The organism is Nostoc sp. FACHB-190 (assembly GCF_014696905.1).
Lineage (GTDB): Bacteria > Cyanobacteriota > Cyanobacteriia > Cyanobacteriales > Nostocaceae > Nostoc_B.
The window spans coordinates 1-24705 of record NZ_JACJQW010000009.1 but is presented as its reverse complement, the minus strand read 5'-3'; the positions used below and the strand labels follow the sequence as shown (position 1 = coordinate 24705).

The 24705-nt window shown below is 42.5% G+C and carries 22 protein-coding genes; 14 read left to right on the top strand and 8 right to left on the bottom strand.

Going from position 1 to position 24705, the window contains the following annotated elements; translation table 11 throughout:
- Positions 1 to 119 precede the first annotated feature (119 nt).
- The 3 genes from lysA to uppS all read left to right on the top strand — a co-directional run bounded on the left by lysA (position 120) and on the right by uppS (position 3374).
- Complete coding sequence (gene lysA, locus H6G28_RS12605; protein ID WP_190671118.1) at positions 120 to 1532, top strand: diaminopimelate decarboxylase; 1413 nt, start codon at positions 120 to 122, stop codon at positions 1530 to 1532.
- Between the two features lie 172 nt (positions 1533 to 1704).
- Positions 1705 to 2628, top strand: a complete 924-nt coding sequence (gene cdaA, locus H6G28_RS12600) for a diadenylate cyclase CdaA (protein WP_190591356.1) — start codon at positions 1705 to 1707, stop codon at positions 2626 to 2628.
- Positions 2625 to 3374 (top strand): polyprenyl diphosphate synthase, encoded by a 750-nt coding sequence (uppS, locus tag H6G28_RS12595; RefSeq protein ID WP_190671116.1) that lies wholly within the window; start codon positions 2625 to 2627, stop codon positions 3372 to 3374. The genes cdaA and uppS overlap by 4 nt, the downstream gene beginning before the upstream one ends.
- Positions 3375 to 3506: 132 nt before the next feature.
- Here the strand turns inward: uppS and H6G28_RS12590 are convergent, their stop codons facing one another.
- From H6G28_RS12590 to H6G28_RS12580, 3 genes are all read right to left on the bottom strand, one after another.
- Positions 3507 to 3779, bottom strand: coding sequence for a DUF3143 domain-containing protein (locus tag H6G28_RS12590; protein WP_062289537.1), 273 nt, complete (start codon positions 3777 to 3779; stop codon positions 3507 to 3509).
- Between the two features lie 19 nt (positions 3780 to 3798).
- Positions 3799 to 4356, bottom strand: coding sequence for a J domain-containing protein (locus H6G28_RS12585; RefSeq protein ID WP_190671318.1), 558 nt, complete (start codon positions 4354 to 4356; stop codon positions 3799 to 3801).
- A gap of 316 nt (positions 4357 to 4672) precedes the next feature.
- On the bottom strand, positions 4673 to 5746 hold the full coding sequence (locus H6G28_RS12580; protein WP_190671115.1) for a DUF1350 family protein: 1074 nt from the start codon (positions 5744 to 5746) through the stop codon (positions 4673 to 4675).
- A gap of 300 nt (positions 5747 to 6046) precedes the next feature.
- On the opposite strand from H6G28_RS12580, the gene H6G28_RS12575 reads away from it, so the two are divergent.
- Positions 6047 to 6595: a hypothetical protein gene (locus tag H6G28_RS12575; RefSeq protein WP_190671113.1), complete on the top strand. Its 549-nt coding sequence runs from the start codon at positions 6047 to 6049 to the stop codon at positions 6593 to 6595.
- A 76-nt stretch (positions 6596 to 6671) separates the two neighbouring features.
- Here H6G28_RS12575 and cobA read toward each other — a convergent pair whose 3' ends face one another.
- Positions 6672 to 8258, bottom strand: coding sequence for a uroporphyrinogen-III C-methyltransferase (cobA, locus tag H6G28_RS12570; RefSeq protein WP_190591361.1), 1587 nt, complete (start codon positions 8256 to 8258; stop codon positions 6672 to 6674).
- Between the two features lie 209 nt (positions 8259 to 8467).
- Between cobA and H6G28_RS12565 the strand changes: the two genes are divergently transcribed.
- Complete coding sequence (locus H6G28_RS12565; protein ID WP_190671111.1) at positions 8468 to 9055, top strand: Uma2 family endonuclease; 588 nt, start codon at positions 8468 to 8470, stop codon at positions 9053 to 9055.
- Between the two features lie 16 nt (positions 9056 to 9071).
- Here the strand turns inward: H6G28_RS12565 and H6G28_RS12560 are convergent, their stop codons facing one another.
- The 3 genes from H6G28_RS12560 to H6G28_RS12550 are packed head-to-tail and all read right to left on the bottom strand — an operon-like array spanning position 9072 to position 11104.
- Complete coding sequence (locus tag H6G28_RS12560; RefSeq protein ID WP_190671109.1) at positions 9072 to 9641, bottom strand: Uma2 family endonuclease; 570 nt, start codon at positions 9639 to 9641, stop codon at positions 9072 to 9074.
- A gap of 31 nt (positions 9642 to 9672) precedes the next feature.
- The gene (locus H6G28_RS12555) at positions 9673 to 10137 is read right to left on the bottom strand and encodes a tetratricopeptide repeat protein (RefSeq protein ID WP_190671107.1); all 465 of its coding nucleotides are present in this window, start codon (positions 10135 to 10137) and stop codon (positions 9673 to 9675) included.
- Positions 10138 to 10141: 4 nt separating this feature from the next.
- Positions 10142 to 11104 carry a homogentisate phytyltransferase gene (locus H6G28_RS12550; RefSeq protein WP_190671105.1) on the bottom strand — a complete coding sequence of 321 codons (963 nt, stop codon included), beginning with the start codon at positions 11102 to 11104 and terminating at the stop codon, positions 10142 to 10144.
- Positions 11105 to 11661: 557 nt separating this feature from the next.
- Here H6G28_RS12550 and H6G28_RS12545 point away from each other — a divergent pair.
- A complete protein-coding gene (locus H6G28_RS12545; protein WP_190671104.1) occupies positions 11662 to 12921 on the top strand; it encodes a glycoside hydrolase family 10-like protein in 1260 nt (419 codons plus the stop codon).
- 103 nt (positions 12922 to 13024) lie between these two features.
- Here H6G28_RS12545 and H6G28_RS12540 read toward each other — a convergent pair whose 3' ends face one another.
- Entirely contained in the window at positions 13025 to 13192 is a 168-nt protein-coding gene (locus tag H6G28_RS12540; protein WP_190591367.1) for a hypothetical protein, read from the bottom strand.
- A 14-nt stretch (positions 13193 to 13206) separates the two neighbouring features.
- On the opposite strand from H6G28_RS12540, the gene H6G28_RS12535 reads away from it, so the two are divergent.
- The 8 genes from H6G28_RS12535 to H6G28_RS12500 all read left to right on the top strand — a co-directional run bounded on the left by H6G28_RS12535 (position 13207) and on the right by H6G28_RS12500 (position 24448).
- The gene (locus H6G28_RS12535; RefSeq protein WP_190671102.1) at positions 13207 to 13896 is read left to right on the top strand and encodes an alternative oxidase; all 690 of its coding nucleotides are present in this window, start codon (positions 13207 to 13209) and stop codon (positions 13894 to 13896) included.
- 840 nt (positions 13897 to 14736) lie between these two features.
- Complete coding sequence (locus tag H6G28_RS12530) at positions 14737 to 16308, top strand: ABC transporter substrate-binding protein (RefSeq protein WP_190671100.1); 1572 nt, start codon at positions 14737 to 14739, stop codon at positions 16306 to 16308.
- Positions 16309 to 16319: 11 nt separating this feature from the next.
- Positions 16320 to 18620: an ATP-binding protein gene (locus H6G28_RS12525; protein WP_190671093.1), complete on the top strand. Its 2301-nt coding sequence runs from the start codon at positions 16320 to 16322 to the stop codon at positions 18618 to 18620.
- A 72-nt stretch (positions 18621 to 18692) separates the two neighbouring features.
- Positions 18693 to 19991 carry a sensor histidine kinase gene (locus tag H6G28_RS12520; protein WP_190671315.1) on the top strand — a complete coding sequence of 433 codons (1299 nt, stop codon included), beginning with the start codon at positions 18693 to 18695 and terminating at the stop codon, positions 19989 to 19991.
- 53 nt (positions 19992 to 20044) lie between these two features.
- Positions 20045 to 21640, top strand: a complete 1596-nt coding sequence (locus tag H6G28_RS12515) for an RluA family pseudouridine synthase (RefSeq protein WP_199332837.1) — start codon at positions 20045 to 20047, stop codon at positions 21638 to 21640.
- An 82-nt stretch (positions 21641 to 21722) separates the two neighbouring features.
- The gene (locus tag H6G28_RS12510; protein WP_190671090.1) at positions 21723 to 22775 is read left to right on the top strand and encodes an aldo/keto reductase; all 1053 of its coding nucleotides are present in this window, start codon (positions 21723 to 21725) and stop codon (positions 22773 to 22775) included.
- A gap of 130 nt (positions 22776 to 22905) precedes the next feature.
- Positions 22906 to 23466, top strand: a complete 561-nt coding sequence (gene dps, locus H6G28_RS12505) for a DNA starvation/stationary phase protection protein Dps (RefSeq protein WP_190671088.1) — start codon at positions 22906 to 22908, stop codon at positions 23464 to 23466.
- Positions 23467 to 23731: 265 nt separating this feature from the next.
- Entirely contained in the window at positions 23732 to 24448 is a 717-nt protein-coding gene (locus H6G28_RS12500) for a pirin family protein (RefSeq protein WP_190591373.1), read from the top strand.
- Positions 24449 to 24705: the final 257 nt, after the last annotated feature.

Below are 24705 nucleotides of genomic sequence, written 5' to 3'. Positions count from 1 at the left end.
AGTTGATTTCCGGCTATGGGAAACTTTTCTTGTACTTTTTACTCAGCACTGAGTTGGTAAACTGAAAATCGGGACACTTCCTCAAGCTCTTAATTTGTATAAGGACAACTTACATAGTTATGGTATCGACTCACCCCACTGAGGTTCAACATGCTGGAACTCAGTATTTGCCTCAAAAGCGCAACCCAAACGAAACTATTTCGCCGAATCAGGAACTGTTACCTTTAACAGCTAAGGTTAACAGTAATGACTGTCTGGAAATTGGTGGGTGTGATGTCACAACCCTAGTCCAGCAGTTTGGTTCGCCATTATATATTTTAGATGAAGAAACTCTGCGTGCGGCTTGTCGGCAGTACCGAGATGCTTTTAAGCAATATTACCCTGGTGTATCTCAAGTATTATATGCTTCTAAAGCCTGGAATTGTTTAGCCGTTTGTGCGATCGCTGCCTCGGAAGGTTTGGGAATTGATGTCGTCTCTGGTGGCGAACTTTACACAGCTTTAGCTGCTGGCGTTAGTCCTGAAAAAATTTACCTCCACGGTAATAATAAATCCCAGCCAGAGCTAGTTTTAGCAATTGAATCTGGTGTGACAATTGTTGTCGATAACTGGTATGAGTTAAAAACCTTGGTGGAACTCAGCACTCAGCACTCAGCACTCAGCACTAGGATCATGCTACGGCTAACCCCAGGTATTGAATGCCATACCCACGAATATATCCGCACCGGACACTTAGATAGTAAATTTGGCTTTGATCCCAACGACTTAGACGAAGTATTTACCTTTGTCAGCAAGCAACCTTCCTTAAACTGTGTAGGTTTGCACGCCCATATTGGTTCCCAAATTTTTGAACTGCAACCCCATCAAGATTTAGGGGCTGTTATGGTGCAGTGGTTCCGCGATACTGCTAAGTATGGTTTAAGTTTAACGGAACTCAATATTGGTGGTGGATTAGGTATTCGTTATACAGAATCAGATGATCCCCCAAGTATTGAAGATTGGGTAAAAATAATTTGTGAAGCTGTTCAAGAAACTTGTGCGGCGGAAAATTTGCCTTTACCAAAGCTATTATGTGAACCAGGGCGATCGCTGATTGCCACATCTTGTATTACTGCCTATACTATTGGCGCAACCAAAGTAGTACCAGACATTCGTACCTACGTATCTGTTGATGGTGGGATGTCCGATAATCCCCGCCCCATCACTTACCAGTCTGTTTATCGGGCGGTAGTTGCTAATAAAATGTCTGCTAATGTAACAGAAACAGTCACCGTAGCTGGTAAACATTGTGAATCAGGAGATATCCTAATTAAAAATGCCCAACTACCCAAAACTGAACCAGGCGACATTCTCGTGGTTATGGCGACTGGTGCGTACAATTACAGTATGGCATCTAACTACAACCGCTTACCCCGACCCGCAGCCGTAGTCGTAGCCAATGGCGAAGCAAATTTGATTTTGCAACGCGAAACTTATCAAGACTTAATTCGGCAAGATTGTCTACCAGAAAGACTAAAAAAGTCTGAAGTCTGAAAAAGTGTGAAGTCTGAAGTCTGAAAACTTAAAGGTTGTAGACCAAAGGAAATTGCCCCAGGCTAGGTTAAAAACTCAATGATGAAATTTATATTTCACACTTCATACTTCATACTTCACACTTTACACTTCATACTTTATACTTCATACTTCATACTTGATTCCAGATGTCATGAAAGATTGGTCAAAGCATTGGCTGACAAACCTAGGATGGTCGCAGTCCTTGCTACTTGGGACTCTGGATATAGTATTAGTGCTGGCGCTGACGTACATGATACTAGTGATTATTAGTGAGCGCCGGACACTTTGGATGGTGCGAGGATTTATTATTTTAATGTTGGCCTCGGCTCTCAGTGGTAGATTGGGCTTACCACTGCTGAACTTTGTCTTAGAAAAATTAGTGATTGGTTGCGCTGTGGCGATGGCGGTAGCCTTACAGTCAGAATTTCGGCGTTTTTTGGAACAACTAGGGCGGGGAGAGTTACGCCAGTTGTTTCAAACATCAAGTTTATCCATCCCCAAATCTGATAGTGTGATTGATGAAATTGTGGATGCAGTGAAAGAACTTTCCAAAAATCGCATTGGAGCTTTGCTAATTCTGGAAACCACAGGCCCAATTGACGAGCGAGATTTTTCTGTGCCTGGAGTTAAGCTGAATGCTGAGGTATCTAAGGAACTTATACAAACAATTTTTCAGCCAAAAACTTTGTTACATGATGGAGCAACGTTAATTCGCGGCTCACGAATTGTATCATCAGGTATAATTCTACCACTTTCGGGACGCACAGCCTCGCGCCAGTTGGGTACACGCCATCGGGCAGCGATGGGAATTACTGAGCGGGTCGAAAATTGTATTTGTGTAGTTGTATCAGAAGAAACAGGTTCTATTTCCTTAGCGGAACGGGGAACTCTAAATAGACCACTGACCATTAGAAAACTAAAAGAGTCCTTAGAGGCTCGATTATCTCCAACTGTAGATCGGGAAGCAGTTGCTCCGGGTCTGTTAAGCTGGGTGCGTCAGATTGGTAGTAAGGGACTGGTACTATTTTCACGTTTACTTGGATTACCATCGACCGCTTCACGAGACAAAAAATGACTGTACAACCAACTGAACTGCTATATTTGCCTCCCGACTTGAAACGGGAACTACTGCCCAAACACGTTGCGGTGATTATGGATGGCAATGGTCGATGGGCTAAACGTCAAGGTTTACCGCGAATTATGGGACATAAGCGTGGTGTTGATGCTTTGAAGGATTTGCTGCGTTGTTGCAAAGACTGGGGAATTGAGGCACTGACAGCTTATGCTTTTTCTACGGAAAACTGGAAAAGACCGCAGGAAGAAGTGGATTTTTTGATGACTTTATTCCAAGTAGTTTTACGTCAAGAACTGCGGGAAATGGTCGAGGAAAATGTGCAAATTCAGTTTGTGGGCAATTTGCAGGCTTTACCAAAGTCACTGCAAGAAGAAATTACCCGTTCAATGGAAGCGACAAAGAATAATCGCAGTATTAAATTTTCTGTGGCAACTAATTATGGCGGACGGCAGGAAATTTTACAAGCTTGTCGGGCGATCGCCGAAAAAGTCGAGCAAGGTATCCTCAAACCAGATGAAATCGATGAAGCGGTGTTTGAAAGCCATTTGTATACAGCTGGAATTGATGACCCTGATTTATTAATTCGTACTAGTGGTGAAATGCGTCTTTCAAATTTCCTGCTCTGGCAAATGGCTTATGGTGAAATTTACATTACTGATACGCTTTGGCCAGATTTTGACCGGGCTGAATTTCACCGGGCTTTGTGTGCATATCAGCAACGCGACCGGAGATTTGGGAAAGTGTAGCAAAGGGAGTAGGGAATGGGGAATAGGGAGTAGTGAAAGAAGATACAAGGGAGATAAGGTACATGGGGTAAAGGCAGAGATTTTCCCTCTTCTCCCTGTCCCCAGCCCCATTTCCTCTTACCACTCCCCAGTTCACGGGCCAGAAAATACGGCTTGTTCGATATCTTCCCGGCTGAGAGAATACTTGAATGAGCGTTGGATTTCTTGGCGATTTTCGCCAGCTTCGAGATATCTCACTACGATTTGTTCAATATCTAGCCACAGTTCAGCTTGCCAATCAGGTCTTTGCACGCGCCAACAATGAAGTTGTGTTTCATCTTGTTGACAACCTTGGTCTTTTAACCATTGCTCAATTTGTGGCAGAGGATGATTATATAAAGGGGTATCGGCTGGCAGAAGAGACATAAGAATTTGAGATGGTGCGTTAAGAAATGGTTGATTTGAAGATGGGAAAGTTATAGTTTTGGCATTCCCCAGAACTAGGGAAGTGGGAGAGAGAAGAAATTTGCTGTTGAACTTTTGGGGTTAGTTGGGGTGATTGAGTTTGAAAAGCCGCCTCACCACGGGCGAAGCCAATAGCGATCGCCAGTAATAAACATCCCACAAAAGTCAGCCCCAGAATAAATAAAGCGAAAATTTCCCCAGAAGAAAGAGGGCGATCGCTGGCATCCAGGTAAGCCGATTTCGAGTAATCATAAGAATAACGCACCGGACGATGCAAATCCGCAGGCGCTTGAATTACACCAAAGCGGGAATAACCAATTTTCAAATCATAACTGAGTCGCCTTTCTGGATGGCTTAACGTAGCATAAGCTTCATTAATTTGCTGAAATTTAGCAGTAGCAAGGGACGCAGGTAATTCTGTAGTGTCTGGATGATAGCGTTTACTCATTTCCCGATAAGCACGGCGAATGTCGATTACCGATGCTGAGGGATGCAGTCCTAATAAAGAATAGTAGGAGGTTTCACTACTTTGTGGCATTGCCCCGTTTTGATTCACGGCTGTTTGAGGTTTGCAATCAAGTTTTTCCTAATATTGTAAACCTGCCTGCCTGTTCCACAGGGGGAAAAATCATTAGATTTCAACGCTATTTCTCAGCGCAGACTCCTAGCAAATCCAATAATTGTCAGAACTTACTGTTTTTTGAGAATGGGTGTAGGTATGTAGAATAACAGGGGTGAGAAGGGAGACAAGGGAAATAAGATAGATTATCTATTGGTATTGCTGAAAGCAGTGTGAACCGATGCAAAAAATTATCCCCGCATTCAACAATACCAATAGTATTTCGATACTTACCTTATTTGTTCTGCATTTCTCGGCGCTTTTGTTCTAAAGCAGCCAGTAGTTTCAGCACAGGCGCTTCAAATTCAGCATTTCTCTTTTTGACGGCTTCAATAGGTGGTACAGAAAGAGTATCGGGAAAATTAAAAACTAAATCACCGATACGTATTCCTAATGGTCTTAAATGTCCACCCTTGAGTTTGTCGCGGAAATTTTCTGGGGGTTTTTGCAAGCTATTAAAGAACCATTCCCTGGTAGATTTGCCGATATTGTCTAAAGGAAAATAAATTAACCCCAGCAAATTAAACAAATTACTGTTTTTAATTAAAGCCTCAGTTTCTTGGGGTGTTGGTTTAACGTTAAAACCCAGACTGATAATAAAATCTGCTAAGGCTTTGGGTTTAATGGCGCTGTCTAATCCAGTATTAACTGGTGCTAATAATAGAGATGCTTGGCTTTTAATAAAGATGCTGTTAATCTTGACATTTGAGGAATCAAAATCTGTTTGATTCTGGTTTACATCTTGATTAACGTAATAGGAAGTTAACTCTTTAGCATTGGTACGTTGCTTTTCTAAGTCACGAATCAGGTTTAATAAATCGTTGACAATACTTTTAACTTTTTTGGCTTGTTTTTCTGGCGGTAAATTTCCTGAAGTTTCTTTGACGATTTTCCAAACAAAAGCTTCTATTTTTTCTGGCTCTTTCGGCAAAGCACTAAACGCTTCTAAAAGTGCAATATACTTACAACCAATACTGTGACCTATCCAAGAAAAGTTAGAATCATCTAGATAGATTTTATAGTCATAACCTGCTACTTCTGCCATTCTGACTAATTCTGGGATGATCTTATATTGTTCTCGAATGAGAAAACCTGCTTCTCTATAATGGTCAAAGGTAAAGTTAAACGGTAAGAGAATAATTGTATAGCCTTGCTGATATAAACATTCCAGCAAATAGCGATAAAAAAACATTGGCCCAAATGTGCCGAAAAAAGCTCCACCAATGAATTGAATCACGCCTTTAGGTTGGGGATGTAGTGCTACCCAGCTAAAGGAAACAGGTTTAAATCTCAATTTTAAGTTTGTCATGTTTGTGCTTGATAAACAATAGGAATTGAGGGTGTGCTGATGAATCAGAACACGCCGAAAAAAATATGCTGTGCTGAGATAACTTCTCAGAATCTCATTTGATTCTGAATTTTGCTGTATGTTTGTGGCTTGTCATTAAATACTGCTTATTAAGTAATAATTACGTTAACTGTAATTTTTCTTTACAATTGATGATATTCTCTTGTAGTGTCATCATGTGAACGGCTGTAGCAGATAAGTTGATAAAATCTAGACATAAACAGCAATTATTCCTCAAAAATAGTAAAATTTGGAGAATTTATGCCCAAGCTCAACGTTAAACAGAAAAACTGGTTACTTTCAGCCCATGTTGCATTCGGTAGTATTTGGTTTGGTACGGCTGTGTGTATGATCGCGATCGCCTTAAAAAATAGTCATACTACTAACGGCGATGAATTGTATGCGGTTAATGCTGCTTTGAAATTGCTGGATGATTTTGTAATTATTCCTTCGGCAAACTTGTCTTTACTAACTGGTGGACTGCTTTGCTGGCTAACCATTTGGGGATTTTTTAAACATTACTGGGTAATCTTCAAATGGGTGGTGACAGTTAGTTTGATTACGACTGGAACTGTGTGGTTAGGGCCTTGGTTGAATGCTGCTACAAGTATTTCAGATATTGAGCGATCGCAAGCCTTGAGTAATCCCCTGTACAATTTTGATATCAAAGGTGTTTTAATCGGTGGTGCTATTCAAACTGGCTTTATACTGGCGATTATTGCTGTTTCTGTATTGAAACCTTGGGGTAGAAGAATTACCAAATCCGCAGAATCATCTACTGCTTTAAAAACAGAGACGAAAGTCAATTAACTTGTTTTCGGTCAAAAAACCTCCTGTGATCCTCGGCGTATCAACTTTGATGTTGCCTAGACATCAATAATTATGTTCATCGAAACTCCCTACTTCCCTCCGCCCATTTCACCAAAGCTTGAGTTAGTCCTTCTAAGGTATATTCTTCAGCCTCCACATCTACCCGGCCAAATAAAGCGTGACAAGTTTTAGAAGTTTGGGGGCCGATGGAAGCAATGCAAACATCTGCTAAATTGATCACAGCATGATTCGCAAATGTGCGATCAATAATTTGACAGAAAAACTGCACAGTTTTAGAACTGGCAAAGGTAATAATATCGACTTGGTGATTTTGTAAGGCTAACTTGGCTGATTCGGGAATACTACTAGGACAGCAAGATTGATAAGCTGCAACTTCGATAACTTCTGCACCTTTGGCGGTTAATTCTTTGACTAAAATTTCTCGACCACCGGTTTCAACTCTGGGGAATAAAATCTTTTTACCAGACAAGGTTTCGGGAAAATGTTCTACTAAAGAATCGGCTACAAAGTTCGGTGGAATAAAATCTGGTTTGAGTGCTTGTTGTTTGAGAGATTGGGCTGTTTTTTCACCAACAACGGCAATTTTGACATTAGCTAAAGCGCGAGAATCTTTACCCAATGCGGTTAATCTGGCAAAAAAGTATTCCACACCATTGGTAGAAGTCAGAATTAACCAGTCGAAGTCAGATAAACTAGCGATCGCATGATCCAAATCTGCCCAACTCGCAGGCGGGCCAATTTCTAAAGCTGGCATTTCAATGACTTTAGCACCAACCGCCTGGAGGCGATCGCTAAATTCGCTTGACTGTCCCACAGAACGAGTGACTAAGATAGTTTTTCCAGCGAGGGGGAGGTGGTTGGACATAGTTGGCAGACTGGGAATAATTGCTGTAGTGGAATCCTCAGCATTTATTTTCTCAGATTGTAAGTACTGCCGCAGCCTGACCACTTCACCAATTACAATTACCACTGGCGAGAGGGATAATCCTGTGATTTTTTCGAGGATATTGTTTAATTGACCAGTCCAAACTTGTTGATTTGGTGTTCCTGCCCAACGGATAATGGCAATGGGAGTGAGGCGCGATCGCTTACGCCGCAATAATTGATGTATGATTTCCGGCAAATGTTGTCCACCCATCAAGATTACCAGCGTCTCTAACCTTGACAGCGCCTCCCAGTCCAAAGTATCTGGTTCGTGGGCGGTAAACACAGCAAAACACCGACTCATCGCCGCATCTGTTAATGGAATTCCCGCAAACAACGGCGCGGCTAAAGCGGAGGAAATTCCCGGTATAACTTCAAATTCACAACCTGCTGCTTTTAAAGCTTCAATTTCCGAAGTACAGCGTCCAAAAATAAACGGGTCGCCTGATTTTAACCTGACAACTTGTTGACCAGCTTGACAGTGCTGCACCAATAATTTATTAATTTCCCCTTGGGTTGTACTTGGTTTACCACCACGCTTACCCACATCTAACCTTAAACAATTCGCTGGTACACAGTTTAACAATTGCTCATCCACCAGAGCATCATAGACCAGCACCTCAGCCACAGCCAAGAGATGATAAGCCTTAACTGTCAGGTACGCCACATCTCCCGGCCCTGCACCGACGAGGTAAACTTTGCCTTGTTGTTTAGTCATGATCTGAGATTAATGCGATCGGGCATAAAAATTTCATCCCAGAAGGCAAGATAATTAGCGATGAGTTAGTGATCGTAGAATAATTCATATACAGATAGATTACTTCGGCAAAGACGAAATCCTTAACCCTCAAGAAATAACATTACTATTTACAGAAGGTTTTGTTAAGGTATGCCCCGTCTAATTTAGTTTTTTAAGGAAGTGTTGATATGAGTATCCCACTTGTAGAACAGTCCGCAGAAGAAAAACTGATAACTCTCAAAGATGTTTCTTGGGAGCAGTTTAAAGGAATTGAAGCCCAGCTCTTGGACAACCACAATGTTCGATTGTCTTATTTATCAGGAATGTTAGAAATTATGTCGCCAATTGGTGAAGAACATGAATATGTGAAAAGAACTCTCGGTTATTTATTAGAAGCTTATATGAGAGAGTTGGATATACGTTTTTATGGTCGTGGTGGCTACACTTTAGAAGAACCTGGATATGCTTCAGGTACACCAGATGAATCCTATAGCATTGGCACGAAAAAAGAAGTCCCAGATATAGTTATTGAAGTTATCATCACCAGTGGAACTATTAATAGAAAAGAGTTATATAAACCTAAAAAAGTACCAGAAGTTTGGTTTTGGAAATCTAACTCTATCAAAATATTTCGCCTGAGCGAACAGGGTGAATATGAGGAAGTAGAAAGAAGTGGCTTTTTTCCTAATTTAGATCCAAGCATACTGCTAAAGTATATAACCATACCTGACCAGTACGATGCTGTACAGCAATTTATTCAGGATATCCGCAATTAAAAATTATTAATTTTTATTACAAATTTACCTTTAACCAGCCAAAAATTTCACCTACTGTTAACTGTAAACCTTGGCAGAAATCTGGCACTGGCAAAACACTATCAATTGCCTCAAATGCTAAAGGTTGTTTTTCCGCAGGATAAGCAGCAATAAATCGCTCGTCAGGGTCAATTAACCAACCCATTTGAGTGCCGTGATTGAGAGCGTGTAAGATTTTCTTTGTAACTTTCGTATGGCTTTGTTCTGGGGAAAGAATTTCGATCATCCAATCGGGTGCGATAGTAAACGTATTAGCAATATCACCATTTTCATCAACAGGAAGCCTTACCCAAGAAAACACAGCAACATCAGGAACTAGAGAAATTCCGCCAAATGTGCAGCGTAATTCAGGAAAAGCCCAACCCATTTTTTTGACTTTTACAACAGCATTAATTTTGGGACAGAGTTCTCCTTGAATAGTGCTATGCTTTCCTTGCGGGATATGTTTTTGAATTACTTGACCGTCGATGTATTCTGAGCTTGGCTGAGTTTCTGGTAGTGTGAGAAACTCTTCTAAGGTGAATGTTTTCTTTGGTGTTTGTACCATAGAGACTCAATTTAAAATGATTAATCAATATTCAAGTTGATTTGGCGTTGATTTTTGCCAATAACTGAGCAACTTTTTGGGCTTTTTCTGGTTGGCGTTTTTGAAATAACTTTTGGGCTGTTTGCAAATTAGTCTTAGCTGCTTCTGGTTGATTTTGCTGCATTAAGACATTAGCTAGACGTAAATAAGCTTCGGGGTTTTTGGGACTGCGGCGAATGACTTCTTGGAATAATTCTGTGGCTTCGGCAATTCTATCTTGCTGATATACAACATCTCCTAAAAATAGACGCACGACATCATTCGTAGAGTTGATAGCAATCACTTTGCGAAACTCTGCTTCTGCGCCTGCATAGTCTTTTTGCTGATAAAGATTGATGCCTTTTTGAAAGTAGTTGGAGGTGATTAAGGTTTTCACAGCAAAATAAATCAGTAGAAAAACACTCGCAATCACTACCAACGTGGCAAGAATATCAATTACTGGAGGGGTGTCTAGCATTGTGTTAAGCCAACAAACAACCGATGGGGAATATTAAATATTCTAAGAAAAAGAGTTTCCAAATGAATTGATAAAATTGGGCGATCGCACGTTTATCTTGTAAGTCTACCGTTAAACTGCGAAACCACATCCCACACAGCAATAATAAATGGGTAATCACCAAAAATGCTGAGTTGACAGCCTCTAGCCGCAATACACCCGCCAACATCATCCCCAAATAGCAGAGGGTGAGTACCCAAAGTGCTAAGTTAAATACAGATTGCGTTCCGAGTTGAATTGTAAAAGTAGAGATATTGTACAAGCGATCGCCTTCGATATCAGGGATGTCTTTAAAAATGGCGATCGCAAAGGTAAACACTAAGATAAATATCGTCAGTACCCACACGGCTGGCGGAATTAATTCTTTGCTTTGCAGTACCCAATTAAAATGCAAAAATAAACCCAAATTCACAATTGTTCCACGTACCGAAAAAATGCACAGTGCTGCCCAAAATGGAAACTGTTTCAAGCGAATTGGTGGTAAGGAATAAGCTGTACCAATTGCCAAGCTTAATGCTACCATCCCAAATAAAAAGGGGCCATTTAACCAGGCAATTACTAAAGCTAAAATCCCTGTTGTAATGACAATCAATTGTCCTATACGTCGAGAAAATTCCCCAGATGCTAGTGGTAAATGCGGCTTATTAATCTTATCTATCTCTACATCTTCTAGCTGATTTAAGCCGACAATGTAAACATTGCCACATAAACAAGCTATCCATGCACCTAAAACTGGTAAAAGGGAATTAGAAATTGGCAATAGAAAATCAACTCGATGATTAATGGCAATGGCAATCACATATAAACCCAAAACACTCAGACTGGTGCCAATAATTGTGTGTGGACGAGAAAACTTCCAAAAGGCATATAACCAATTAAATGGCTGCGGTTTGCTTGCTAAAAGGCTGTTTTGAGAACTCTGGCGCATGAGTAGCTGAGATTAAGTATTCTGGCTTATTGTTAATCATTGTCACAGAATTAGCTGATTAACAACAGTCTTAGGTGGAATGCAGTTGCTTTGATGGACATATTGAGGGATGATAAATTTCGGACTCAGCTAAAACACATCTTTCAAGAAACCCAAGGGTATAGGTTTGAGTTTGTTATATAACTACCTGTAAAGGCTGATTAAAATTCATCACAGCAATTTTCTCATTCAAGATAAATCTGAGTATTATTGCTGTAGTCGATTGTCATAAAACGCAGTATCGCTTCCTATTTTCATTATCTTAAGTTATTAATAACACAGTATAGTATCAGTAATTTTTGGTAATGATTCCACGAATGTCAGGTAAGATAAAGACTTGGTAAACTACCTGTTAGACGCGATGTATATTGGACACTAATGGATACTGGTTACGTCATCCTGAATTGACGGTATGAATTCTATTTGAGTTTCCCCGGTGCAGAAGTTCGATGTGCAGCATTGAATGAACAACTACCAATTAACCATTCCTCTAGTAAACATCAATACTTCAAGGCTATATGGCTAATAAATTCCATCACAAAAATAGGCGATGGCGTGAGTGGGTAGGTGACAAATCATTCAACCCGATGAAACTCTTGACTTTCTTAGGTTTGGGGCGCAAGCTAAAACGGCTAGTGCCTGTGCTGATGTTAGTTTCTTTTGTGGCAGTATTGGTAGTAGATGGGCTAAAACCTGCGATCGCTCAACTACCACGCCAAGAAATTCGCGGTGTGTGGATGACTAACAATGATTTTAATGTTTTGCGCGATCGCGTCAAGGTGCGGGACGCTGTAAAACACCTACAACGCCTCAATTTCAATACTATCTATCCTGTGGTGTGGAACTCTGGCTATGCGATGTATCCCAGTGCAACCGCCCAAGGTGCAGGTATTCAGCCTTTTATTACCCGTGGTTTAGAGGGGCAAGATATCCTCGCAGACTTAATTAATCACGCCCATCGTAAAGGTTTGTTAGTTATACCCTGGTTTGAGTTTGGGTTCATGGCTCCGCCAACATCCGAGTTAGCATTAAATCATCCAGAGTGGTTAACGCAAAAGCGCAATGGTAGTGAAACTTCTATCAGCGCGGCGGGTGAAGTTGTTTGGCTAAATCCTTTCCATCCCCAAGTACAACAGTTTATTACTAACTTGGTGTTAGAAGTCGTCACCCAATATGATGCTGATGGTATTCAGTTTGACGACCACATGAGTTTGCCCCATGAATTTGGTTATGACAAATATACAGTAGCTTTATATACCCAAGAAACCAAAAACAATCCTCCTGCAAACCCTAATGATTCAGCTTGGGTAAAATGGCGGGCAGATAAAATTACAGCTTTCATGGTGAGACTGAACCAAGCAGTGAAAGCCAGAAAACCCAATAGCATTTTTTCTGTATCACCAAATTATTATGATTTTGCTTATAAGTTCCACCTGCAAGATTGGCTGGCTTGGATACGGCAAAATATTGTAGATGAGCTAATTGTGCAAGTTTATCGTCCTGATTTCCAGAGTTTTGTTGCCAATATCGGCCGTAGCGAAATTCAAGAAGCACAACAAAAAATTCCCACCGGAATCGGAATTATGGCAGGGTTACGCAATAACCCAGTCCCAATGCCACAAATTAAGGCTCAAGTACGGGCTACTCAAGAACGGGGTTTAGGTGTAGCCTTTTTCTATTACGAAAGTTTGTGGGATGTTGCTCCTGAAACAGTAGCAGAACGTCAGGAAGGATTTAAGCGACTGTTCCCTTATCCGGTAGTTCGCGCCAAAATCTGACAATTAGGTTGAAATTTAGCCATGAGGAACAAGATCCCCGACTTCTTGAAGAAGTCGGGGATCTGAACTTTAAAACAGTTTTTAATATCTGCTATTAGTTGAGTCAAACAAATGCGATCGCTTGATGTAATGAACCACAATTGAGCGATCGCATTTTACTATGTTCAATTTCAATATTCCTCACAAGTTCCTCAAATTTTAGCTGTATAAAAAATTGCACAGGTAAGATAACTAACCCAGCTATCTCAACTACTCCTAATCTTTTAAGCATACATGGAGACAGCTATGATTCGTTTGCTTGTGAATATTTTGGTATTTGTGATCAATACTGTTTATCGCGATCGCCCTTATCCTCGTTTTTATGTTTTAGAAACAGTAGCGCGTGTACCTTACTTTTCTTATCTCTCAGTGTTGCATCTTTATGAAACTTTGGGATTATGGCGCAAAGCTGATTGGCTGAAGGTTCATTTTGCCGAATCTTGGAATGAATTGCATCACCTATTAATTATGGAATCTTTAGGTGGAGACGCATTTTGGGGCGATCGACTATTAGCCAAAACTACAGCATTAATTTATTACTGGATTATTACTTGTGTGTATTTCTTTTCACCGCGTTCTGCCTATCATTTTATGGAACTGGTGGAAAAACACGCATACAGCAGTTATCACAAATTCTTGACAGCAAATGAAGTGGAATTGAAAGCCCAACCGGCTCCATTAGTAGCAATCCGTTACTATCGTGATGGCGACTTATATATGTTTGATGAGTTTCAAACATCTCATCAACCCACTGAACGCCGTCCTCAAATTGATCATCTTTATGATGTGTTTGTGGCAATTCGAGATGATGAAATGGAACACGTCAGAACTATGGAAGCTTGCCAACAAACTAATGCACAACTTTCATTTAAGAGTCCTCATACCTTGGAAATGAAGACAGTTACAGCTAACTTTGAGCTTGAGGTTCACTCATAGGACTTACGCATCAAAACGAAAAATCAATGGTTTCGGCGAGGGTATAGGGGAGCCACTGGCGTGGGCGGGTTTCCCGAATTAAGCCAAGTGGCGTGTGTACTTATTCAAAATCCTTACACCGTTCGGCTGACGCTCACGGCGAAGCCCCAAACCCTTTCACCCTAACACCCAATCTCCACAGATAATCTTTGTGCGTAAGTCCTGACTCATAAACCCCTCGGACTAGTTGCGTGTCTAGACTAAAGTCGTGCATAAGGTTCGTAGTTGCGATTTAGCGCAACTACGAACCTTTAATCTTTATGCGTAAGTCTTGATTAATCCTGTTGAGGTTTTGGAAATTCTCTTAATTATACCGAATGTACTCAGTTGAACCCAGACCAGAACTACTGGACTGTGCTTCCCTTTCCTTTTTGTAAGCATAAAGTGGGCAAGTTGCTCATCTTATGCTTACAGTGACACCCACTCCAAGTGTTCTAGACGATGCAGCAAGGAGTTTTATCTTGCTTTCCTGGGACTGTTAGAATGCCGTCTGTTGTTGGAATACTAATGGGTGACACCAGATAATCAGGAACTTTAAATGATACTGCAAAGAGTTTTATAAACGCAAGGTAGATATGGACAGCCTTGTTTGTTGTGCTGTCTTCTAGAGTCCTTTGTGAGACAAGGTTTTCAGTTTTTATATGGCACTAAAAACAGCTTTTCTATTTTTAATGCTTACAGAAAAAATAATCCCATGAATTTCCTAAACCCTATATAAAAGCTGACAACCTCTGTGGAAATTTCCACTCATCTGAGATACACCAAGCCAACTGAATGTACTCATTAAAAGGTTAATCAAATATGCACCTCTCATTCCGGCAACATTTACGCGCTGGCTGGAAATTCCTTAAATATCTAACAATACTGCTGACAGCACTGTGGTTCAGCATTTCTCTTCCCGGATGCAGCTTGTTCCCAGCCAATGTATCTCCAAATGCCTCCACTCAATCCACAAAAACTACAGCCCCTGTACAACGATTTGACGGGATAACAGTCAATGTTGTCACTCGTTCAGGCGTAATTGGTGCAGGGCTAAAACGACGAATTCCTGAGTTTGAATCGCTGACGGGAGCTAAAGTCAATTTGACGATGCACGACTTTGGCAAGGTCTATGATATGTTGCAAGCTGACTGGTCGAGTGCATCTCCTAAATATGACATGGCGGTGGCTATGCCGCAGTGGTTAATTGATTTTGTGAATGCTGATTATCTGGAAGATTTAACCGCTCGTGTCGAGGCTGATGCAGCGTTGCAGTGGGAAGACATTGCACCGTTCTTTCGCAATGCCAATGCCATTCACAATCAGCGCATTTACGGTGTTCCGGTAGATGGGGATTATCATCTACTCTACTATCGCACCGACTTGCTCTCAAAAGCCGGATTAACGCCGCCCCTGACTTGGGATGATTATTTGAAAGTAGCGCAAAACTTTCATGGCAAAGACCTGAATGGGGATGGAACCCCAGACTACGGCTCTTGTATTGCCAAAGAGCCGGGACACGTCGGATTTTTCATGTTTAGCTCGATCGCCACATCCTATCTACAATCCAAAGGCACAGGGCAGGGGGCATTTTTTGACGCGGCAACCATGAAACCACAGGTGAAAAATGAGGCGTTTGCCAAGGCCTTGGATGTTTACAAACAAACGATGACCTATGGAGTGCCTGATGATGCCAACTTGCAATTTGTTGAAGCCCGCAATGTTTTTCTCGCCGGGCGGTGTGCCTTGATGATCGACTGGGGCGACATTCCCACGCTGGCACTTGATTCAACTGTTTCAAAAGTCACGAATAAGGTTGGGGCAGCCATGACACCCGGTAGCTCTAAAGTGCTTGATCAAACCACGGGTAAATTCACGGTCTGCGATAAGTTTATCTGTCCCTACGCCATTGACGGCATTAATCATGCCCCTTTCGCGGCTAACCTGGGCTACACCGGAGTCATTTCCGCCAAAGCCGCACCCAAGGTAAAAGACGCTGCCTACGCCTTTCTGTCCTATATGAGTCAGCCCGCCCAGGCAAATGTGGATGTGACAATTGGTGCAACCGGGTTTAACCCCTATCGGGTTTCACAGTTTAAGGACGTAGCGCCCTGGATTCAGTCTGGGATGTCAGAGGAAGCAGCCAATAACTATTTAGGAGCGATTGGCATTACCTTGAGCAATCCCAACATGGCCTTAGATTTGAAATTACCCCACGCCAAACGTTATCAATTGGAAGTTCTTGATCCAGCACTAAAAGATTTCATGGCAGGAAAAATCAGCCGCGAACAGACAATGGGGCGGGTTGAGCAGGGTTGGGAAAAAATTACGGATCAGGTAGGACGGGAATCCCAAAAAACAGCGTATCGCTACAGCTTGGGATTGGAATCTTAGAGGAAAAAAGAATGCGTAAACAAAGCCTCAGCCGCAAAATTGTTTTAGCCTATTCGCTGCTAGTGACCCTAGCGGCTGGGCTGTTGACTACAGGTTTGTCCTGGCAACTCCGCACCGTCCAGCGTCAGGAAATGCGCGATCGCCTGATGGAACTTTTGCGCCTATCTGTCCCCCAAATCGACAGCGATTATCTGGCCTTGACAGTAACACCCGACAGTATGAAGGAGCCGTTTTACAGAATCAATCAGGAACGGCTCAAAAATATTCAAGCTGCCAGCCCCTCCATCAACCACATCTACACCCTGCGGCAACAGTCGGACGGGAAACTGGTTTTTGTGTTGGATTACGACAACAAAGGGCGTTTTAGTGCGCTGGTGGGAGACCCCTTGCAATTCATCACCCCTGGGCTAAAAGGCGACATTGCAGACTTAGAGGAACCGCTTGTTGAACCCGATATTCTGTCAAGTCCGTTAGGTAAACCTGTTCTGTACGGCTATGCCCCGATCAAAAATCAGTTTGGGCGCACTAATGGCGTATTAGTGATTGAACTAAATGCCATCTCGGTCATTCAAAGCGAACGGCAAGCCACTGTTATTGCGTTGGGAATTTTTTGTTTAGTCTTGCTGTTGACCCTAGTGGTGATTTGGTGGCTGTCTCAGTCATTGGTGATTCGTCCTGTTCTGCAATTAAATCAGGCGGCTAAACAGCTGGCAAGCGGACAGTGGCAGCAAGTGTTACCAAGCGATCGCAATGATGAGTTGGGTGATTTGGCTAAGTCTTTTGATCACATGGCCAAGCAACTGCAAGAATCTTTTGCCACACTGGAACATCGGGTGCAAGAGCGCACTACTGAGTTGGAAGCCGCAAAACTCACTGCTGATTCGGCGAATCGGGCTAAAAGTGAGTTTTTGGCTAATATGAGCCACGAACTGCGTACGCCTCTCAATGGCATTCTCGGCTATGCCCAAATTTTGCAGCGTTCTAACTCGTTGCAACCATCCGAAAAAAAGGGGATCAGTGTTATTTATCAATGCGGCAACCATTTGTTAATGCTGATCAATGATGTGCTGGATTTGGCGAAAATCGAAGCCGGAAAACTGGAGCTAAATCCGTCAGACATTCATCTGCCATCGTTTCTGCAAGGGATTGCGGAGATGAACCGAGTCAGGGCTGAACAAAAGAAAATTGTTTTTGCGTGCGAACCTGCGGCAGATTTACCGCAAAGCATTTATGCCGATGAAAAACGATTGCGCCAAGTGTTAATTAACCTATTGGGCAACGCTATCAAGTTCACACAGAAGGGGAGTGTTTACTTTCGGATTACGGCTCATCAGCATCATGAATCCCTCGACTCTTACAAAATCCGTTTTGAAATTGAAGATACGGGTGTGGGGATGACCCCTGAACAGCTAGAAAAGATTTTTCTGCCGTTTGAGCAAGTGGGGGATGTGAAAAAGCAAGATGAGGGGAGTGGCTTGGGACTGGCGATTAGTCTCAAAATCGTCTCTCTCATGGGCAGTAAAATTCAGGTAGAAAGCACCTTGGGGCAAGGTAGTCTATTTAGCTTTGAAGTTGATCTCCCAGCATCACTGAACTGGTCAATTCAAGAGCGTCAGGACGGGAAAAACATCATTGTGGGCTATGGTGGGCAGAGGCGCACAGTCCTTGTGGTGGATGACAAATGGGAAAATCGATCGCTGATTGTCAGCTTGCTAGAGCCGATTGGATTTGATGTGGTTGAAGCCAGCAATGGTAAAGAAGGTTGGGAGCAGATCATGGCTCACAAACCCGATGTACTGATTACTGACTTGGTGATGCCCGTCATGCACGGCTTTGATTTGCTTAAACAACTGCGCCAGTCCACTGAATTGTCGCACATCTTGGCGATCGCTTCATCTGCCAGCATTTTTGCCCAAGATGAATTTCAAAGCTTGGAAGCAGGAGCCAACTGCTTCTTATCCAAACCCATCCAAGTGGATGAGCTACTGGAGATAATTCAAACCCATCTCAAGTTGACCTGGATTTATGAAGAACCAACTACAACCATAGAATCCTACAGCCAAGAGCGCGATACCCCTGCTGTGACAAAACTGTTTCCTCCACCAATAGAAATCCTTCATCAGCTGCAAAAGCATGTTCAGGAAGGTGATATAGATACAGTGGTTAACTTATGCGAACAGATTCAAAAGTCTCATCCAACATCATTTGAGTTTGCCAAAAAGTTGATTCAAATGTCTGAAGATTGTCAGATCAAACAGATGCGTGAATTGCTACAAGAGTCCTTGATTATTGCTGTTAGGAAAATGCGCTAGGACACCTGAAATACATATCTTCTCAATTCCATATATTACTCATGCAGGACAGCAATGACAACCGACCATCAGATGAGCAACAATCAAAAAAATGAATTTGTTTTGGTTGTGGATGACAATCCGACTAACTTATCAGTCTTGAGGCAAGTTTTAAAAGAAGCAGGCTTTCAAGTGCGGTTAGCAGAAGATGGGAAGAGCGCAATTGAGCAGGTTAATCTCGCCCCTCCGATCTTAATTTTGTTAGATGTGCAGATGCCTGTCATGGACGGCTTTGAAACCTGTTCCCGCCTCAAGGATAATCCCAAAACCCGCGATATTCCCGTGATTTTTACAACTGCACTGTCTGACATCGGTAACAAGCTCAAGGGGCTATCCCTAGGAGCAGTGGACTACATTACCAAACCTTTTGAGCAGCAGGAAGTCTTGGCGCGGGTCATGTTGCATTGGCGTATGCACAAACTGACGCAGAAATTGCAACATCTGACCGAGACCCTGGAAGAGCAAGTCGCAGAGCGAACCGCATCCCTTCAGCAAGCTCAGATACGCCTAGTGCAGCAAGAAAAGCTTTCGACACTGGGGGAATTAGTTGCAGGCGTAGCCCATGAAATCAACAATCCGATTGGCTGTCTAATCAACAACATTCCTGCGGCTAAAGAGCATGTCACCGCTTTGCTACAAGCTTTGGAACTCTATCAATCTGAAGTCAAGCAGCCCTCTGAGTCGCTTCAGCAGTCCCTAGAAGATTTAGATATAGAGTTTGTGGCAGAAGACTTACCAAAGCTGTTGGGTTCAATGCACCTCAGCACCGATCGCATCAAGGAGATATCCCTTGCCCTACGCACCTTTTCTCGGATGGACAATACATCCAAAATCCCATTTGATTTGCATCAAGGGCTTGACAGCACGTTGCTAATTTTGCAGCATCGACTGAAGGCACTAGGGGAACGACCTGCAATCCAAGTTATTAAGCAGTATGGAGTATTGCCTCTAGTAGAATGTTACCCTGGACAGATTAATCAAGTATTTATGAATATTCTGGCGAATGCCATCGATGCACTAGAGGAGTTCAATCATGGACGTAGTTTTAATGAGATCAAGACCAATCCCAACCAGATTACAATTACCACAACAATGATAGATAAATTTGTGAAAATCATGATTGCTGATAATGGCAATGGCATGAATGAAGAAGTAAAACAAAAGATTTTTGACCATTCATTTACGACAAAAGGGATTGGGAAAGGAACAGGGTTAGGATTAGCGATCGCCCACCAAATTGTTGTGGAGAAACACAAAGGAAATATCGATGTTTACTCCCAGCTTGGATGCGGAACTACCTTTGTCCTCACGCTACCCATTCAGGGTCAATGAAGTAGAGAGATTTTTATCGAGAAACTCTTTCACAAATGGGATTGTAAATTAGTTTGTGTCAAATTAACTATTACTATGAAGGGCGTTGTCCCCAAACTGGCGAACTGCTGAGATTACCCCGCACTGCTTTGATAGAAGCAATTGCCCGTGGTTTAATGAACTATCTCGCTAGAGATGAGCGTTATGCTAGGGAAGGCAAGATGTATGGTGTTTTATTAGTTGAATTGCCCAGTGGTGAACAAAAAGTTATTCAAGCTTTCTCAGGATTATTAAACGGTCAAAGTGTTGTTGAGGGCTGGGTTCCACCAATTCCGGGACGAGAAGCAATTGCTTTATCAGAAGCGGAGACTTTAGCAAAATTAGAGACAATTAAACAAGAAATTATTAATTTACAAGAATTACCAGAACGACAGCAGTATGAAATATTATCTGCTGAATTTACACAGCAATTGCAAGTCATGAGCGATCGCCATCGTGAATGCAGATATCAACGCCAAGCCCAACGCCAAATACTGGGCGAAACACTCACAGGTGAAGTTCTCACCACTGCACTTGCAGAACTTGACGCAGCCAGTCGCAAAGATGGGATTGAACGGCGACAACTCAAACGTCAGCGAGATGAAGTTTTACAGCCGCTTCAACAATTAATTACCGCCGCAGATACCAAAATCAGAGAATTAAAACAACAGCGTAAAACCTTATCTCGTCAACTCCAAGCCCAAATGCACGCTGCTTATTCGCTGATGAATTTTTTCGGTCAATCTCTCACCTTACAACAATTAATGCCGGATGGTTTACCCACGGGTACAGGCGACTGTTGCGCCCCAAAGTTATTGCATTACGCCGCCACCCATCACCTTAAACCCCTCGCAATGGCGGAATTTTGGTGGGGGAAATCTTCAGGCGATAAAGTTCAGGGGGAATTTTATGAAGCTTGTGCAGAACGTTGTCAGCCGTTGATGGGATTTTTGCTGTCGGGTATTAAACCTAATAGTTCAAGGGGAGTTGTCAGTCCCTCCGCTACTAGAGAGGAGATTATCTATCAAGACGAATGGCTAATTGCTGTGAATAAACCTGCGGGACTATTATCAGTTCCCGGCCGTTATCGTGACACCCAAGATAGTGTGCTGAGTCGTTTGCGGAATTTGTTAGCTGATGGGATGAATCTTTTACCTGTGCATCGCTTGGATCAGGAGACTTCTGGTATTTTGTTGATAGCACGCGATCGCAATACGCACTATCACCTCAGTCAACAATTCCAACAGCGACAGGTGCATAAAGTTTATGAAGCAATTTTGGCAGGTGCGGTGACTCAAAATCACGGTGTGATTGAATTACCACTTTGGGGAAATCCGCAAAATCGCCCTTATCAACAAGTTGATTGGCAACATGGTAAACCCAGTGTCACCAAGTTTCAGGTAATTGCCAAAGAAGGCGAATACACCCGCGTAGAATTTATCCCCCTCACCGGACGCACCCATCAGCTGCGGGTTCATGCGGCGGTAGGATTAGGCGTGGTAATATTGGGCGATCGCCTTTATGGATGTAATGCTAATGCAAATCGTTTACATCTCCACGCCAGGGAAATCAGTTTTTACCATCCCCAATTAGCCAAAACTCTTCATTTACAAGCAACAACACCTTTTTAAATCAGTGTCATCTACCATTGGTCAATTGTTACTGCTAATTTTTCACTGCTAAGGTAATTAAAAACTACCAATTGCGAGTGATATGAGATACAAACTCTTAGGCAAAAGTGGGTTGAGAGTTTCGGAACTCTGCTTAGGAACGATGACTTTTGGTGAAGACTGGGGTTGGGGTGCTTCTGTTGATGAAAGTCGGAAAATTTTTGAGACTTTTACAGCAGCCGGTGGGAATTTTATTGACACCGCCAATGGTTACACCAACGGTAGTAGTGAAAAAATTGTTGGTGAATTAATTGCTCAAGACAGAGAACGTTTTGTAGTTGCAACTAAATACTCTTTTCCCTCGCGGATGGGAGAAAATACAGGTAATCCCAATGGTAGCGGCAATCATCGCAAGAATTTGGTGCAATCCTTAGAAGGTAGTTTAAAACGCCTGAATACAGACTATATTGATTTATTTTGGTTACATGCTTGGGATTTTACCACTCCGGTTGAGGAGGTAATGCGATCGCTTGATGATGTGGTGCGCCAAGGTAAGGTTCTTTACATTGGGATTTCTGATGCACCAGCGTGGATTGTGGCTCAAGCTAATACTATCGCTCAATATCAAGGCTGGACAAAGTTCGTCGCTTTGCAAATTGAGTATAATTTAATTCAGCGAACACCAGAACGAGATTTGCTCCCAATGGCTAAAGCCTTTGATTTAGCCGTCACACCTTGGTCGCCTTTAGCGGGTGGTGTACTGACAGGTAAGTATAATCAGCCTCTACAACCAGGAGAAGAACAGGGCAGACTTGCCAGCACTGCATTTGGAACTGTATCAGAACGCAGTTTAGCGATCGCAGCAGTAGTGAGTCAAGTTGCTACGGAAATTGGCGCTTCACCTTCGCAAGTCGCATTAGCTTGGTTACGCGCCCAAAGTGGTGTAATGATTCCTATCGTCGGCGCACGCAAACTCAGCCAATTTCAAGATAACTTGGCTTGTTTAGATATCACCTTATCGCCGGAACACCTGCAACGCCTCAACGAAGTGAGTCAAATTGAACTAGGTTTTCCCCACGACTTCTTGCAAAATGACATCATCCGCGATCGCCTGTTTGGTGGTACATTCAATGCGATCGACAACCACCGCCTTTGAATTACTGAGTATCCGCAAGAGTAATCAAGATAATAAATCATTCCTGCGGAAAAACCATCTGTCTTTCGGAAGTTCCCCAAACTCCATCACTATTTGTAGACTCAATGTGTCGATCAACAAATTTAGAACCATGAGCGACAATAAGCAGACATCCCGTCTTTATCCCTCTCGTATTGATATTCCTGCCGAAGCACGTTCTCAAATCGTAGCCATTCTGAATCAAACATTGGCAGCTACCTTAGATTTGAAAACCCAGACAAAGCAAGCACACTGGAACGTTAAAGGTACAGACTTTTATCAGTTGCACGAATTGTTTGATGAGATTGCAGGCGAATTAGAAGAATATGTTGATACAGTGGCTGAACGTGTCACCGCGTTAGGTGGCTATGCTTTCGGAACCGCAAGACTAGCGGCTAGTAACTCCATCCTGCCAGAATATCCTCTGGATATTTTGGATGGCAAAGACCATGTAACCGCATTAGCCGACCGTTTTGCACCTTACGCTAAACATATCCGAGAAGCGATCGCCAAAACTGACGACTTAGGTGATGCAGATACCGCAGACCTTTACACCGAAATTTCTCGCACCATTGACAAACGACTGTGGTTCTTAGAAGCTCATTTGCAAGTAGCAGAAATTAAAGCAGAGAATGGCTCTGCTACTGCTAAAACACCAGCTACAGTTAGATAATTCCTGGCAAACTTCATAGTATCCTTTTGGTAAGTACGCCACTTTTTAGTGCGTACTTTTCATTTTATAGGTAGATATTCTAATATTTAAATAAGTCAAAAGCCAGCTAGATAAATCAAAATTCTCTCTGAGATTAGTGATTAATTGGCAGTTAAAATCTAGCGCATCGATTTGGTAATTAATTAACTGCATTAATTTGCATATTTCTGTACACAAGAATATTAATTATTGAGATTACCAAAACTAAATCAACTGAGGTAAATTTATGTCTCAAAATACAATTAACTATTTAATTCATGATCGAAACAATCGCGGTCGGAGCCAAATCGGCTGGCTAGATAGTTACCACACATTTTCCTTCAGCCATTTTTATGATCCCAATCGGATGGGATTCCGGTCTCTGCGCGTGATTAACGACGATCGCATTGCGCCTGGTGCGGGTTTTCCTACCCACGGACATCGAGATATGGAAATTCTCACTTATGTGCTGTCTGGCGCTGTTGAGCATAAAGATAGTTTGGGTACAGGTTCAGTCATTCGTCCTGGTGATGCTCAAATTATGAGTGCAGGTACAGGAATTATGCACAGCGAGTTTAATCCTTCACCCACCGAACCACTCCACCTACTGCAAATCTGGATTTTACCAGATGAGCAAGGCTTGGCTCCCAGATATGAACAAAAAGCATTTTCTGTAGAAGAAAAACGCGGTCAATTACGCTTAATCGCCGCCAAAGATGGCCGCGACGGTGCGGTAACAATTCATCAAGATGTGGATTTATACGCCTCTGTTTTAGAAAGCGGTGATGTGGTGAATTATCACCTGAAACGCGATCGCTATGCTTGGTTGCAAATAGCTCAAGGTATAGCCACACTGAACGGCGAAGAACTCAGAGCCGGTGACGGTGTACAAATCAGTGGCGAGGAAAAACTCGAAATTAGCACCAACCTGAGCGCAGAAATCCTCCTATTTGATTTAAAGTGAGTTCCATGAGTGCTGTTTGACCTCCAGCTTTTATCAGTTGACAATTGTCAACTGACAAGGTTGCGATATAACTCATCGTGAGGGCGGGTTAATACCCGAATTTCTCACGTATGGGTAGCGGGTGTGGAGAGAGAGGGGAGTGTGGGCAGGGCTGTTTCATTCCCTAAAACAGGTAAAATTGCAAGTGTTGAGGGGAGGAAAATTATGGGTACTTCTCTGATTGAACAATTGAAGCAAGTGAAAGATTTTAGAACGAA